Genomic DNA, 15,150 nt, shown 5'->3' on the forward strand with positions numbered 1-15,150 from the left:
TGGCTGTAGACCTTTCCCGGATCTACAGCCATCTTGCTAAAATTTAAATGCAATGCTTGCCAGGAAGTTCAGCTGCTTCTGCGGCGTTCCACCCGGATTCCAGTATTGCTGATCCAGCAGGTTGTTGCCTTTTAAAGACAATCTGTACTTAGGCTGATCGTAAAATACCGTAGCATTCAGCAGGGTATAAGCCGGCAGCACAAAAACGTTGGTGGATTCAAACCAGGAATCGCTTACGTAGTTTCCGCCAATGCCCAGGCCCAGTCCTTTTTTAGTCGTATAGCTCACCCAGATATTGGCCACGTTTTGAGGGCTGGCCGTTATAAACTTGCCTTCCAGGGCGGGAGATGCTTTGGTGTATTTGTTTTCATTAAAGGCGTAACCGGCAATGATATTCAAACCAGGGATCGGGTTGGCGATCACTTCCGCTTCAAAACCTTTGCTGTTTTGCGTACCATTTTGCACCGTAAAGTTCTTGCCGTCTATTACTTCCGTACGCGTAGAATTGCTCACAGAAATGTTGTAGTAGCTTAAAGAACCATTCAGTTTACCATCCAGGATATCCACTTTCACACCACCTTCCCATTGATTGCCGAATTGGGGATCCAATACCAAAACAGTATTGTCTGGTTGTGTTACGGGTGCCAGGTTCACGAAACCATTCATATAGTTACCAAAGAGGGATACCTTATCTTTTACTACCTGGTACACCAGGCCAAACTTGGGCGACAGGGAATTCTGCTGATATTCTCCGGTATATTTACCGGTAGCAATGGCATACTGGCCTTTGGTGGAATAACGGTCTGTCCGTAAACTCAGCATGGCCATCAGGGTAGGCGTGATGTTAAATACATCAGAAATATAGGCGCTGTAGTTATAAGCTTTGGTGGTAGAGCCGGCAAAACCTCTCTGATAGGAGAGTGCATTGATCTTTTCTGCGCTGATGTCTGGCAGGGGTTGGTTAATGTTTACTTTGTCATATGGTACCGTAACACGGTACAACTCATTGTAGTTATAATTGTAGTCGAGCCCTATCACCACCCTGTTCCGGAAAGAACCAATATGAAAATCCCCGATGAAGTTCTGTTGTACCTGGATGTTACCGAAGGTTTCCGGCGTTTGGTTCCGTACCGTGCGTGCAAGGGTGGAGTCATTCACCATGGATAAGGTGGTCCAGAGCAGGTCTTTGTAGAATCCGTCTGAGTACAGGTAGTTTGTCTGCGAGGTCCATTCATCAGAGAGTTTGTATTCCATCTGTGCCTGGATATTGTTGATGCCGTTGGAAATGTCTACACCGCTATTGATATAAGAGCGGTTGTAATCTATCGGCAGGTCTTTAAAGTTCCTGGCAGTTACTTTGCTCATGGAGTCTATCGCAAAGGAAGTGGTGGTATAATTGCCGCGTGTAACATCTATATCGAGGGAGAACTTCAGTTTGTCGTTCACCTGGTAAGTAATGGAGGGAGCAATGGTGTAGTTCTTTGCATATCCCTGGTCCTGGAAAGAGCCTTCGCTTTGTGCGGCGGCATTTAACCGGAATAAGAGGGTTTTGTCTTTGTTTAATGGTGTGTTTACGTCTGCAGTAACGCGGCCAAATTTGAAGCTGCCGCCTGTGAAGCCTACTTCACCACCAAAACTATCATAAGGTTTTTTGGTCACGTAGTTGAAAACACCGCCGAAGGTAACGTTGCGGTTGCTGCCGAACAAAGTGCCGGAAGGTCCTTTGATCACTTCCACGCGTTCCAGCATGATAGGGTTGAGGGGAACGATGGCACTGGTGACCATGCCGTTGCGCATACCCATACCATTGGAGAAACCGCGTATGGTCATGCCCTGTGAGCCGCCTGCTGCAAAGTTAGGTACAGCACCGGGGATATTCCTGTAGAGGTCTGTACGTTCCGTGATCAGTTGCTCTTCTATCAATGCCTTGCCGGCCACTGAATATACCTGTGGATTTTCCAGGTTCCTGATCGGCAAACGCGCAATCTGTTCGCTTTCTTTACGGGCAAATTTATTACGGCCGCTGGTGATGCTGATCTCTTTTAGCTGGGTGCTGGATACTTCCAGTTGTAAAGTGATGGTAGTCACTTTATTCTTTTCCACGGTTACATCCTGCAAGAGGGGTTTGTAACCTATGAGGGAAACTTCCAGCTGATGCTGGCCTGCGGCCAGCCTGGAAATGGTAAAAGTGCCGTCATCATTCGAAAAGATGGTTCTGTGGGCGCTTTTTATGACGATGGTCACTGCTGCAGCAGGCCTGTTATCGCTGGTGGTTATTTTACCTTTAACAGTTCCAAAATCGTTTTCATTTGCAAAACTGCATAAAGGCAGTAACAGGAAGATAAATAGTACAATCTGCTTCATCATTGACCGGAATTTTGCGCAAAGGTGAGGCAGGAAGAGAGGAATATGTTTTCGTAATCCGGAATTCCTTTTACGCAAAGCGGAAAAAAACGAATGAGAGATGTATCTTGATCAAAAAAATTGAAGCCATCAAGATTCAGGACCCTGTTAATTGGGTTGACCGCAGGTGTAGCCTATGCTTTTCTTACCATGTGGCTCGTATCCTTCAGTCACTTTAATGTTTCTGTTACGTATATTTTTATATTGCCGGTAGTTCTTGGCGCTATTCCGGTAATGCTTTCAACAAAGGAACAGCTTCAATCCTATAAGATTTATTTATTGCTACCATGGGGGATTGTGATGACCTTTTTCTTCCTTTGTTTTGCTTTTAATTTTGACGGCATGCTTTGCCTGATCGTTATTGTTGGCCCGTTTTTGTTAGTAGGCTCGCTTGCAGGATTTCTGGCCCGGTTGGGCAGACTGAAAGACGAAGGGAAAGGAACAAAATTATATGCTTCGCTATTACTGCCTTTCCTTGTTCTTCTAATAGAAACAAACTTCCAGGCTGCAGATAAGTTCAATACGGTTACCACAACCATTGAAGTGAATGCTGACAAAGCAGTGGTTTGGGAAAATGTAAAGAATGTAAAAGATATTAAACCGGGAGAAATAACTACGCATGTTGTGCATTTAATGGGTGTACCCAAACCATTAAACGGCGAGCTTGACAGGGAAGGACCAGGTGGCATCAGAAGTATCACCTGGGAGAAAGGCATTAAATTCCAGGAGATCATTACTTCCTGGGATGAAGGGAATGGATTTGCCTATGATATCAACGTTGATCCTGCTTCTATTCCACCAACTAGCCTTGATGAACATGTGATGATAGGCGGAAGATACTTTGATGTAGTAGCAGGCAGTTATAAAATTGATCAGATCAGCGAAGGAAAGACGCTAATCACCCTCACTTGTAAATACCGGGTAACAACGACTTTAAACTGGTATAGCAGTTTGTGGGCGGACTATCTGCTGAATGATTTCAATGAAATGATCCTTGAGGTAATTAAAAAGAGGTCTGAAGAATAGTAGTTTTTTTTATTTACCCACCTTTACGAGTTTCTTTGTAATGATGGCATTGTTATCAAGATTGCTGATCGTGACCATATAGGCCCCCGCTGTAAACGTCAGCGATCTTAAGATATACTGCATCTGCCCGCTGCTGTAACTGATCTTCTCTGAATAGATCAGCTGACCAAGTGTATTGGTAACCACGACCTGCAGGCGTGCCGGTGCTTCCAGTGAAAATTCAATGTATGTATTACCGGCAGTGGGGTTGGGGTACATCACGAGATAAGGGAAATTGATACCTGATGGCAATGCCACCAGCCTTGGTTGATGAAACCCCTGCGTCAGTAATAACTCCCCGTTATCGATAGACGTTACTACCGCTTCGCCTACTGTATATTCGATCTGTATATCACTGGTGGTGGCAGCATGACCTGTTGTACCCACTACCTCACGTTCCCTGCTTTGTGCCATCGTTACAGTGCTGCAAAAAAGCAATAGTATGATGTTATTGAATACCCGCATGATCTGTTATTTTCATTTCTACTCTTCTGTTTAATTGCTTTTCTTCTGCTACAGGTTGTGTGGCGCCATGCCCATTCGTAATGATACGGGAAGCAGGGATGCCTTTGTTCACGAGATATGTTTTCACTGCTTCGCTGCGTTGCAGGGATAGTTTTTTGTTGAAGGCATCACTGCCTTCATTGTCCGTATGACCATCCAGTAAAAGGAAGGAGGAGGGGCGTTGTGTTAATAAAGCTGAAAGAGAATCTAATGAACTGAAAGAAGAGCTGGCTATTTCTGCTTTGCCCGTAGCAAAGTGTAAGTTTTGAAATGCGGCGTCTATCACAGCTGCTTCCATTTCTTTGAGTTTTTCCGGGAGTGCAGGTTGCGGAGAAGAAAAGTCTGCCAGTGTGGTGGCTACTTTTGTTGGAACCGGCCTGGTTGGCCCAACGGGGAAACGCAGATCTGCATAACTGGATAATACTTTCCCTGAAGCATCTGTAATATCTGCGCGGGATGCTATGATCTGCCACGTGAAAGGCGTGTTGGACTTTCCTTTTTGAAGTTCTTTCACATCAAACCCTGTTGCAGATTTATTGGTAACAAAAACACCATTGCATTCTCCTTCCAATTGTATGAATACCTTCAGCGGATGTTTATCATCTACATGAATATTGCGTACGAGTACTTCATCCAGTGTAATATGCGCCGCACCATTTTTTAACTGTCCTGTACCATAGTCCTGAAAAAGAACTTCCGGTGCTTCCGGACAATACATGATCCTGTTATCACCTTTTTTATCTTTTACCATGGTTGACTTGACACCACTGGAGAGGATCGCATAATCTGTTCCATTATTCCTGCCACCTACCCAGGCATATCCATTGGTGCTGAAATCATTATCAAAATAGCCTCCCCATGATCCATTTACCGTGGCATTCCATGTAAATCCTACAACGCCATATGTTGTACCTGAGCCAATGATCCCTGAGTTTGCAAAGTTAATTGGAGAGGAATTGTATCCGACAGCCAGAATGCCAACACTAGCAGCCGTTGTGGAGGAGGCATAAATACCATAATTTGCGCCATGTGCCTGTAACCCGGCACCATTGCCAATGTAGACAATAGGGTTGTTGAGGTTATTTCCTATGGCTATTACACCTGTTCCGTTTGGGTGTTGAGAAATCCCCCTGACACCTGCTATGGTAGTACCGGCGTTGCCGGTAATACCTTGTACGCCATATCCCATGGAGGAATACCCGTATACGCCATAACCACTGCCTTGATTTGTGCCTTGTACACCAATGCCATTGCCTGTATTTACTCCGGCTACTCCCTGGCCTCCTGCGTTGTTTTCTCCATAGATGCCTGCATAGTTGCTTGTGCTGTAGCCATTAATAGGGTAGCCCGTTTGATTTGTTGCAGAATTAATTGCGCTGGGATGCCCGCTGCCATATACTGTTAATACATTGCCGGACTGAGGATTTACTCCATTCATTACTATCTGCGGTGTTGCCGTAAAACGCATGCGTTCATTAGTGGCTGCATTTCCATTCGTTTTAATAACGAGTGGGCTGGCATCTGTGGTGCCTATAAAACTATTCCCCGCTCCGGTGCCTGCGTTACCTGTGGCTGCCCATGCGGCATTGGTAGTAGTGATAGTAGCAGGTGTATTATTCGTAGTAATGGAAAGTGTACCGTTAGCGTTGTAAGCAGCGGATTGTATCTGCCAGGAAGGGCCCTGTATGCCGGGATCCCCCTGAGGGCCTTGTGTACCTTGCAATCCTTGCGGTCCAACAAGCCCCTGCGGCCCCGTACCCCCTTGTATGCCTTGTAGTCCTTGCGGCCCGGGAACGCCCTGTAGCCCCACAAGTCCCTGCGGCCCTGTAGACCCAACAGGCCCCTGAATTCCCTGCGGGCCTGCCGCACCCACATCTCCTTTAGGCCCCACTGCATTATTAGCTGCATACAACGCATAAGGAACACTGAGAAAAGGACTCGTGCCTATGGATACAAAGTTGCCATTGTTTTGCGCATCAATATCCACCTTAAGATAATGATTACCATCACTCCATGGAATAGCTGCAAAGGTGCCCTGTTCAGGTGTGCCTTTGCCTATTGATAAAGTAAATAATCCAAGTGAAGTAGTAGTGGTGGTATGTTTTTCTGTATACACCGCAGCACCGTTGGGGCTGCCGCTGAGGATACTGAAACGTACATTCACTGTTTGAGAAGAGAGCAGGCTGCCTTTTGAATTACGTGCAATAGCCTGGTAGTTGATTCCCTGTAAACCAGCTTGTTGCTGTGCCATTACATGTATAGAGGAACCGATAGCTAAATAGAGAAAAAGGGATAGAGACCGCATAGGGGTGGGGATTTGTCTGATCAAAGATAGAACTCTTTGATAAATTTCAATAAACACAAGGGTTTAATGATTGAGTACGTTGATAATCAATAAATATGAAAGAGATATTGTGTGAATATGGCAGGCTTAAGATAAAATGCCTTTTTTCTTATTGAGCATTTATTATTTCAACTAAACTTACCGCAAATGGAAGTCCAATAACTTTGGGCATATGCTTTTTAAGCTTTTCAATATCCCAAGTCAAACCCTTGAATTCATCTTCCATTGATCTATCCAATTCAAAAACCAAATAATAGCTTTGACTAGGTCTTGAAGGGTAGCCTTTTTTTAATAAGTCTTTTTTAGAGTATACCTTTACACCTTCCTGCTTTAATTTATAAAGCTTACTGGTTCTTTTATCTGTAGTAGAGTAGAGTAGTAAATATTTAGCACTTATAAGTTTAGTATTTAAAAATAAGGGACTGTTGGGGGTTGTGATTCTTGTGTTGTATAATTCCGTTTCCAATATCCATTTAAGATGTGCATCATCCTTATAATAGCCTATTATGATAAATGTATCATCAGGTATGAGCCCCCTATTAATACCAATAGTTTCTGGTAATAATCCTTTTAGCTCAATAGTGCTTTTTTTGCTATATATTTCATATGTCTTAAAGGCCATTTTCTCTCTTTGAGAAGCTCTGTTAAGAAAATGATTTATTACTTCTAGTAGGAAATTCTTTAAAGAATCGATACCATTATTGCTTTTTGAAGGAGTAATTGAAAATGCACCTATTCCAGGAAGGATTTCATGATACCCTCTTTTATTATTTTCGGTATTATCATCACCAGGGTATAGAATATATGCTCCTCCAGTTCGCCTGATAGCATCTTTGTAAGTATGCATTTTAAGCAAATCTGCTCTTTTGAAAGTACCTTTTTTTTGCTCCGTTTTCTCTTCTTCTAAATCAGTATTTACTTGAAATATTTGACTTAGATTATCAATTTTATATTTTGCATCAAAATGTATATGAACGATTAGCTCAGTTTTTTCAGCTTCCTCCTCCTTAATGCCATCAGGCCAAATACTAAGTGTGTAGTCGGGCCTTAACCTACTTGTCCAACTGCCTGCATCAGGATATTGGCTTCCTCCTTTAAAAGTTCTATTATAGCCAAACTTAATAACAAGTTTCCTCGATCCATGTTTATATACCCCTTCTAAAAGCAATTGCTTACCTTGTTTTAGCTTTAATCCTATGCCATCATTAGTTTTTTCAACTAGTTTGTTGGCATCACAACGCTCTAATTTAAAGATTTCAGTAATAGTATCTAACAATATAAAGAATAGCCAATATTCATATAGCGTGGCTACATCTTTTTTTCCTGCATTGTAAATGTCATTTCCTCCTTCCCATGTTAGTTGGGCTGCGAGGTCAAACATTAGCCAGGTACGGAATATCTCCTTGTAGCCTTTTTTTCTTTGTAAAATAGGACTATTGAGGGGAAGTGCATTTAATGAAGAAATTTCTTTGAAAATGGAATGATCTAAGAATTGATTTAGTTTACCTTCTATTTGAATTGCTTCCTTTTTTGCCTTGCTCTCATCTTTGAGTAGATAAATGAAATCTCCGCAGAAGTGTACAAAGTGAATCAAGGCAAATTTAATAAAACGGTTTTCTGGCGTGTCAACTGTTTCCTTTTTGTAATTCACTGATACCTTTAATGGAAGCGAGTCTAATTTATGCTTTAAGGAATGTTGTTTGGAAATAGCTATTCTGCCTGGGCCATTGATGATTTGTTTAAGAACTTTATTATTTATTCTTTTTATATTCCGGATGTCTTTTTCTATCTCTTTACCAGACCAACTCGTCACAGGAGCAGCTAGAAATGCATGTATAGAGTTATTAAACTCCTCAGAATTCAGAATAGATTTAATAAATGCGAACTGTTGATAAAGAGAAGTAGTCTTTTTTGTGTAATCTGGCGTAAACCATTGTTGTGCAGGTGAGTTTGGTTGCATTAAAAGATCTGTGCATTTTTCTGTTATATCTTGCAACATTTTCCTGTAATCCTCCCTGTAAGATATTTTGGTCGATTTTACCTCAATCGAAAGTGTTCCACAGTTTTCATTTTCTTTAGAATCGTAAATAGCTATGTCGAGTGTACCCACATATATATTAGGCGTAATCCTTCCTGTATTACTGTTAAATTTAGAGGGGTGTATGACACCGCTTATCTTTCCTAAATGATATCCTTTAGTTACTATATATTCATATGAACAACCTTCTGATATCTGTATCGTAGCTTCGCCAAATTCATAAGCTTCTGCATCATCAATTTCCCAAATAGGGCTTTTGTTTGATGTTGAGTCTTGCACAATCTCAATTTTAACAACATCATCTTTGTTTGTTTTTATATGTATGATTATACTATCTTTCTTCATACATTTTATGCTTCTGCGTAACTTGTAAATCCATTATCCATTAGTCTTTGGTACATTCTTCTTATTTTTTCCATTGATAAGGGATATTTAATTTTTACTAGGTCTTCTTCATTGAGTTTTTCAGGATTGAGATAAGTTTGAATTTTGTCTTCCTTGCCTAAATTCACACAAAGCGTTGCTAATTGCCTAAGCGGCGATTCCAATCTTCTTTTAGCTCCATGAACTTTAGGTAGTAGTTTCTGCATTATAATAGAATCCGTTACATTCATCGCTTCCCAGTTTGGAGCAATTTGCCTTGCTATATTCCAATAGATATGGATTTCAGTGGCGCATCTATAACCAAACTCTGCTCCTATAGTTTGCATGATATTGAAAAAAGATAGTAAGGTTTCATTCAAATCATCTTTTGGCATGAGGTTCTCATTAGCCCTATTTTTTGCAATTTTCACGAAATCATTGGCCATCGTTGAACCTTTTTCTTTTAAGCTCTTAAAGTCCAAAACATTACTAGAACTTAAATATTCCTTCATTTCTAATTCTGATACTCGGAACTCAATAACATTTGCTCTATCTAAGACTTTAGGGCTAAACATGTATGTTGTCTCGTCAATATTTACGGTGCCGATAATAAAAAGATTTGGAGGGAGTGTTGTCCTATGTTTAATATTAGAGCCTTCCCAGTCAATCGTCTTGGGGTGCAACGAAATATACCCTGTGGATTCCATGGCACTTAAGAAATCTGCAAAATATTTTTCCACATGACTTAAATTCATTTCGTCCAATATTAGAAAATAAGGGTCATCTTGATTTTCCACAGCTTCAAGCAATAGGCTTAATGCCCCATTTTCAGGTATAACATAACTTCCTTTTTCAAGTGCATTAGGGTATCCCAGTAGAGGTTCGCGATTCGTCCAATCTGCACCAACTGGAACAAAACATATTTGTCTTTCATCTTTACAAATCCAATGGGAGAATGCCTGCGCAAGCTTTGTTTTACCGGATCCAGACAACCCAGTTAGGATGACAAAGGGTTTGGCACATAATGAAAGAATAAAACGAAGAGTATGATTTTCGGAGAATTTTAGATTGGCTTTCTTCACGTCATCAACAAACGTCATATATTGAAAAGGCAGTCCTTCTTTCGTGGTAATTATTTTAGTATTGGTATTCAAATTTTTACCATTGTATATGTTAGCTAATTCGTTTATGTCTTCGTTTATGGCGTTTAGATCCAGCCCAAAATTTGATTTTGATTTATCAATATTATAGTGCTTAAAAACTAATGAACTTCCATAATGTTTTGGCTTGGTAGAATATTTATCTAATAGAAAGTCTTGGACGGATGTGGCTGAAACCTTCCAGGTCCTGTCAGGTTCATTTGTTTCACTCACACCATATGCTAGTATTAAAACATTTTGTTCTTTATAATAAAGATAGACAGGGTATATGCCCTGAGATACTTTTTGCCCCTTTCCTAATAAAGCCAGCCAAGGTATAATTGCAGAGTTTCCTGTTCCAAAGCTTGCTTTTATGTCTAGACCATTAAATACCCCCTTATATTCTTTCGTTTTTAAATTGGGGCTGGGAGAATTTGCTTGTGCTAGGAATTTTATTAAGGTCTGAGAAAAATCAATATTCTTTTTCATGATTTCAAAGCCATTCATTTCTAGCAATTTAAAACATTCGGTACCTAAGCCTCCTTCAAAAGTGTCCCGATCTAGAATACTCCCATTTGCAAATAAGTTTGCGTAAGAAACAATAAGCTTTGGTGGATATGCTTTGCCCTTATAGATAACATCATAATATCTTGAATCCCCATTTACAGGTATTCCCTCCTTATCAATTTTTGCTATTGCATCTAATAAATGGTTTTTAGTAATATTCTTTGGTAAGGACATTTATGAATACTTTTTTAATAATGTAGCCAGCTTTGGTTCAAGCGTTTAATTTGGTTAATTAAGAGCAAGTAGAATTGGTTAAACAAAACAATTCTCGTGGTTGACTAAACAAAGTAGGATTTTTCTATGGAATGTTAAAAAAGTTCTTGCGGAATAGTTCTTAATTTATTGAATATTAATTATTTACACAAAAATGGCTGAACATTTACTGCTCAGCCACTTTTACATTGCTCTATATCTTTGGTTCCCAACCTTTCTCATAACTCCTGCGCCACAATTTCTCTGCATCCTTATCTCCAATAATATGCCCGTTCTTAGGATCTATTTTCAGATCACGGCCAACACGCCAGGAGATATTACCCAGCTGCATGGCAACCGTACTCTTATGACCCAGTTCAACATCGCAATTAGGTTTGCGGTTATTGCGGATAGCATCCAGGTAATCCATTATGTGCAGGTTATCCAGGCCTAAACTTGGGCTGGAAGTATTACGCCCGTCCATTTCAGCTTCTTTCATGGCAGTCTTTCCTTCTTTTATCAGCTTGCCGTCCAGATCATATATTTTATAGTTGTCTGTGCCAGTATCCAGGCTGCCTTTTTCTCCGTAGAAAATAACACCGCGGTCCAGTCCTTCGATCTTTCTTCCGTTAGAACTTCTGTTCTCCCACATGAGAGAAACACGGCCGGGATAATCCATGGTTACGATCTGTGTATCCGGTGTTTCCCAATCATCAGAAAACTGGTAACGGCCACCTACAGAACTTACGCGGGTAGGGAAATCAACACCGAGGCCCCAGCGTGCAACATCTACTTCATGCGTGCCATTGTTGAGAGCTTCGCCAGTACCCCAATGCCAGAACCAATGCCAGTTGTAATGGATCAAACCATCTTTGTAAGGGGTGCGGGGAGCAGGGCCCTGCCAGAGGTCATAATCCAGCCAGTCCGGAACAGTACCGGGTGTGAGTACATTTGATTTGCGGGTATTGGTATACCATGCTTTTGCAAAATATACCCTGCCGATGATGCCGTTATGCAATTCTTCTATACCTTTTGTGAGGATGGGAGCGGAGCGGCGTTGTGCACCCATTTGCACTACGCGGTTGTATTTCCGCGCTGCTGCAACGGCCATTTCACCTTCATGGGGATTATGGCTTAAGGGTTTTTCAACGTACACATGTTTGCCTGCCTGGCATCCCATAATAGTGAGCGGTGCATGCCAGTGATCCGGTGTGGCGGTGTAGATGGCATCCACGTCTTTATCTGCCAGTACCTTGCGGAGATCTTTTTCTCCTTTGGGTGTACTGGTTTGTCCGGCAGACATCACCGTTTTAATAGCTTTAGGAATGGCTCTGTTGTCCACATCACAGATATAAGCTATTTCCGTATCCTTCTGTTTGGCGAAAATACCGGCCATGCCGTTTCCACGGCCATTCACGCCAATGGCAGCCACCCTGATCCTGTTATTGGCTCCTATGATATTTTTATAGCTCTTTGCACTAAAGCCCAATGCCGAATTGCCAATGGCAAAACCAGCGGAACTTAATGCGAGCTTCTTAATAAAATCGCGTCTCTTTTCCATGTTGCTATTTTGAGGATGTTAAGATCTTGATGTTCCTGAAAGATACCTGTCCGCCATGTTCCTGCAGCAGGATGTGTCCTTGCGCTACCGTACCAAAAGCCGGCTCTGCTTTACTGAATTTGCTTTTAGCTACCGCGGCTGTATAAGCATCATCGCCACGGGTGAAGGAAAGGATCTTTTCTCCATTCAGCCAGTGTTCTACTTTTCCATTTTTAGAAACAATGCGGATAGTATTCCATTGGCCGGGCGGATTCACTTTTTTATTGGATACTGCCGGAGGCATTACATCATAAAAAGAACCTACCAGGTGATTCGCGAGTTTATTATCCTCTGCCTGTGCATCGTCCAGGATCTGGTATTCCATGCCCAGGTTGCCACCCTTTTCATACTTTGTATAAAAGTACTTAATGCCGCTGTTGCAGCCGGGTTCAATGTTATAATCAACGGACAGTTCAAAGTCGCCATATTGCCCGGTGGTGATAATATCACCTCCTTTGCCGCCTTTGATGGCAGTGATGGTACCTTCTTTCACTTCCCATCCCGGGGGAACTGGTTTGCCGCCGGGTGTTGTAAAACCATTCGTGCTGGTGCCGTCAAAAAGCAGTGCCCAGCCTTGTTTCTTTTCCTTTGCAGTGAGCGTGTTCTGCGCAAATGCGGTAAAAGAAAGTAACGTAGTGGCCACTGTTAAGCAAAACGATCTATTCATGTGGTTCAATTTACTTTAATGATAAAAGTCCTGGTCGTGGTTTTGTTATCTGCATCCACCGCTACGATCTTCATCGTGGTTTCCGCTGTGATGCCTGTTACCACACGTTGCAGGTTGTATACGTTGGGAGACAGCTGGAAGTCTGTATAAGTTTCCAGGAGATCCGTCCCTTTGTATAATTTTATTTCCTTCAGATGCATGGGCGCACTTACCCTTGCTTTCACCGTCCATTGTGTTGTACCTGCGGGTAATGTTGTGGTAACGAAATCCGCATTCTCCACCTTGTCCTTTTCGTAGTATAAAACTTCCGGAACAAACTTGTCGTAGAAGTCGTCTTTCTTACAACCGGAAAAGGCGGTGAGTGCCAGTATGAAAATTACAATTACTTTTCTCATGATCAATACAATTTAATTTTACCAGCCTGGGTTTTGTTGCATATTAGGGTTGTTGTTCACTTCCGATTGTGGTAAAGGCAACAGGTTGTGTTTGGATTGGAACACCCTTCTTTCCCATACTTTAACCGTGTATACAAAAGAGCCATCCAGTTTTTTGAAGACATCGTGCTCATATACCACCTTTTGGGTTTGTTCCCCGATCAGCCAGCGGCGGATATCAAAGAAACGATGTTCTTCAAAGGCCAGTTCTATCCGGCGTTCATTCCGGATGAATTTGCGCATTTGTTTCTGATCGTTCACATTCCAGCCATTGGCAGTGAAGGTGGCGGCTACGGTTGGCATATCTGCCCGAACCCTGATCTGGTCCAGTGCCTGGATCGCTTCTAAACGGGCAGCTCCATCAGGCAGGAATTCATTCTGCGCTTCTGCATAGTTCAGCAGCATTTCCACATAACGGTATAAAGGGAAGTTGTGATTGGTTTGCCCGGTTACACCATTACTGAGAGAAATGTTCTTGGGGTCCATAAACTTACGGAGGAAGAGGCCGGTATGTGCATAGCCGGTGAGGAATTCAGGTCCAAGGGAACCATCTTCACCACGCCATGGATTAAAGGTAGTACCACTAAACATAGAGCCATTATACCAGAGGGAATGATAAAATCTTGAATCCCTGTTGAGGTAAGGCTTCTGAGGATCGAAACCGGAAGCCGGGTTCACGGTGAACTGTCCATTAGCATCTATGATGGGCACACCATAATCATCTGTTTGATATACGGGTATACCATCTTTTGTTTCAAAGCAGGCGGCGTAATTATAGGTGGGCAATGTAAAAGAGGCATCACCGGCTTTTTGCATAGCACCAGGCAGTTGCCATTTATCCAGTTCATTGGTGGTTCCTTTTTTACCGTAAGCCAGCATCATTTCTGTGTTCACCCTTGTGATGAATACATTAAACCAGCCCATTGCTTTTAAAGAACCGGGGTAAGTGTTTTTTGTACCGAAATAATTGGCAGCTTCTGTTTTTACAACAAGGCTGTAAGCAGGTGCGCCTGCTTCGTCTTTGTGGTCCATCACAGCCTTCGCTGCATCAGCGGCTTCCTTCCAGCGGTTGGCATCATAATCACCCCATGACCATGGGCTGGCAGGGCCAGCGGATGCACTGTTGAATAAGGGGCTTGCCAGGTGCAGCAGTAAGCGTGATTTAATAGCTTTTGCCACGCCGCTGGTGACCCGCATGTAATCAACACCGGTTTGCCGGGCAGGCAAATGGGCTGCGGCTGTATCGCAATCTGCTAAAATAAATTCTTTCACTTCAGCCAGGCTGGCGCGTTTGGAAAAGAGTTCCGGAGAATCACGTTCCAGTACTTTAGTGATGATGGGAACACCACCATACCAGCGTACCAGTTCTGTATAATAATAAGCGCGCAAACATACTGCTTCATATTTCAATCTTTCTTTTACCTCTTCAGAGTTCATGTATTGTTCCGCATCTACCGGTGCAGCATCAATCTTACTGAGGAAAAGGTTACAAGCCCTGATAGCAGCATAGTAGTTAGCCCAGCGTTTGAATTTATCCGGCATGCTGGTAGGGTTGTATGCCCCAACGTGAATGGAGTTCACCCATCCCCACCAGGGGCGGGATTCTCCGTCGTCCGTAGAAGCATCCAGGTAAACGTTGTCGTCCCATCCGTATGGGATACGGCGGTAAATATCCGTGAGGAATTCCTTTGTGTATTTTGCACTGGTAAATACTCTTTCCTCATTCAGATCGCCGGATTCTGCTTTATCCAGCAGGCCTGCACCGTCTTTTGTGCAGGAAGTGAATACTGCGCAAAATGAAATGATGGTGAGTATATATTTGAGTTGTTGCATG

10 protein-coding genes are annotated in these 15,150 nt (G+C 42.4%); 1 reads left to right on the forward strand and 9 read right to left on the reverse strand.

Annotated features, from left to right (window positions below; translation table 11 throughout):
- Positions 1 to 36 precede the first annotated feature (36 nt).
- Positions 37 to 2,367 (reverse strand): TonB-dependent receptor, encoded by a 2,331-nt coding sequence (locus tag GFS24_RS03985; protein ID WP_153658271.1) that lies wholly within the window; start codon positions 2,365 to 2,367, stop codon positions 37 to 39.
- A 117-nt stretch (positions 2,368 to 2,484) separates the two neighbouring features.
- Between GFS24_RS03985 and GFS24_RS03990 the strand changes: the two genes are divergently transcribed.
- Positions 2,485 to 3,429 carry a hypothetical protein gene (locus GFS24_RS03990; protein ID WP_153658272.1) on the forward strand — a complete coding sequence of 315 codons (945 nt, stop codon included), beginning with the start codon at positions 2,485 to 2,487 and terminating at the stop codon, positions 3,427 to 3,429.
- Between the two features lie 9 nt (positions 3,430 to 3,438).
- Here the strand turns inward: GFS24_RS03990 and GFS24_RS03995 are convergent, their stop codons facing one another.
- The 8 genes from GFS24_RS03995 to GFS24_RS04030 all read right to left on the reverse strand — a co-directional run bounded on the left by GFS24_RS03995 (position 3,439) and on the right by GFS24_RS04030 (position 15,149).
- On the reverse strand, positions 3,439 to 3,933 hold the full coding sequence (locus GFS24_RS03995) for a T9SS type A sorting domain-containing protein (protein WP_153658273.1): 495 nt from the start codon (positions 3,931 to 3,933) through the stop codon (positions 3,439 to 3,441).
- Positions 3,917 to 6,277: an OmpA family protein gene (locus GFS24_RS04000; protein WP_153658274.1), complete on the reverse strand. Its 2,361-nt coding sequence runs from the start codon at positions 6,275 to 6,277 to the stop codon at positions 3,917 to 3,919. The genes GFS24_RS03995 and GFS24_RS04000 overlap by 17 nt, the downstream gene beginning before the upstream one ends.
- 148 nt (positions 6,278 to 6,425) lie before the next feature.
- Entirely contained in the window at positions 6,426 to 8,699 is a 2,274-nt protein-coding gene (locus GFS24_RS04005) for a DUF2357 domain-containing protein (RefSeq protein WP_153658275.1), read from the reverse strand.
- 5 nt (positions 8,700 to 8,704) lie between these two features.
- On the reverse strand, positions 8,705 to 10,597 hold the full coding sequence (locus tag GFS24_RS04010) for an MrcB family domain-containing protein (protein WP_153658276.1): 1,893 nt from the start codon (positions 10,595 to 10,597) through the stop codon (positions 8,705 to 8,707).
- Between the two features lie 232 nt (positions 10,598 to 10,829).
- Positions 10,830 to 12,176 (reverse strand): Gfo/Idh/MocA family protein, encoded by a 1,347-nt coding sequence (locus tag GFS24_RS04015; protein WP_153658277.1) that lies wholly within the window; start codon positions 12,174 to 12,176, stop codon positions 10,830 to 10,832.
- Between the two features lie 4 nt (positions 12,177 to 12,180).
- The gene (locus GFS24_RS04020) at positions 12,181 to 12,882 is read right to left on the reverse strand and encodes a DUF1080 domain-containing protein (RefSeq protein ID WP_153658278.1); all 702 of its coding nucleotides are present in this window, start codon (positions 12,880 to 12,882) and stop codon (positions 12,181 to 12,183) included.
- 5 nt (positions 12,883 to 12,887) lie between these two features.
- A complete protein-coding gene (locus GFS24_RS04025; protein WP_153658279.1) occupies positions 12,888 to 13,277 on the reverse strand; it encodes a hypothetical protein in 390 nt (129 codons plus the stop codon).
- Positions 13,278 to 13,295: 18 nt separating this feature from the next.
- Positions 13,296 to 15,149 (reverse strand): RagB/SusD family nutrient uptake outer membrane protein, encoded by a 1,854-nt coding sequence (locus GFS24_RS04030; RefSeq protein WP_153658280.1) that lies wholly within the window; start codon positions 15,147 to 15,149, stop codon positions 13,296 to 13,298.
- Position 15,150: the final 1 nt, after the last annotated feature.

Source organism: Chitinophaga sp. SYP-B3965 (assembly GCF_009647655.1).
In the GTDB taxonomy this organism is placed as follows: Bacteria; Bacteroidota; Bacteroidia; order Chitinophagales; family Chitinophagaceae; genus Chitinophaga.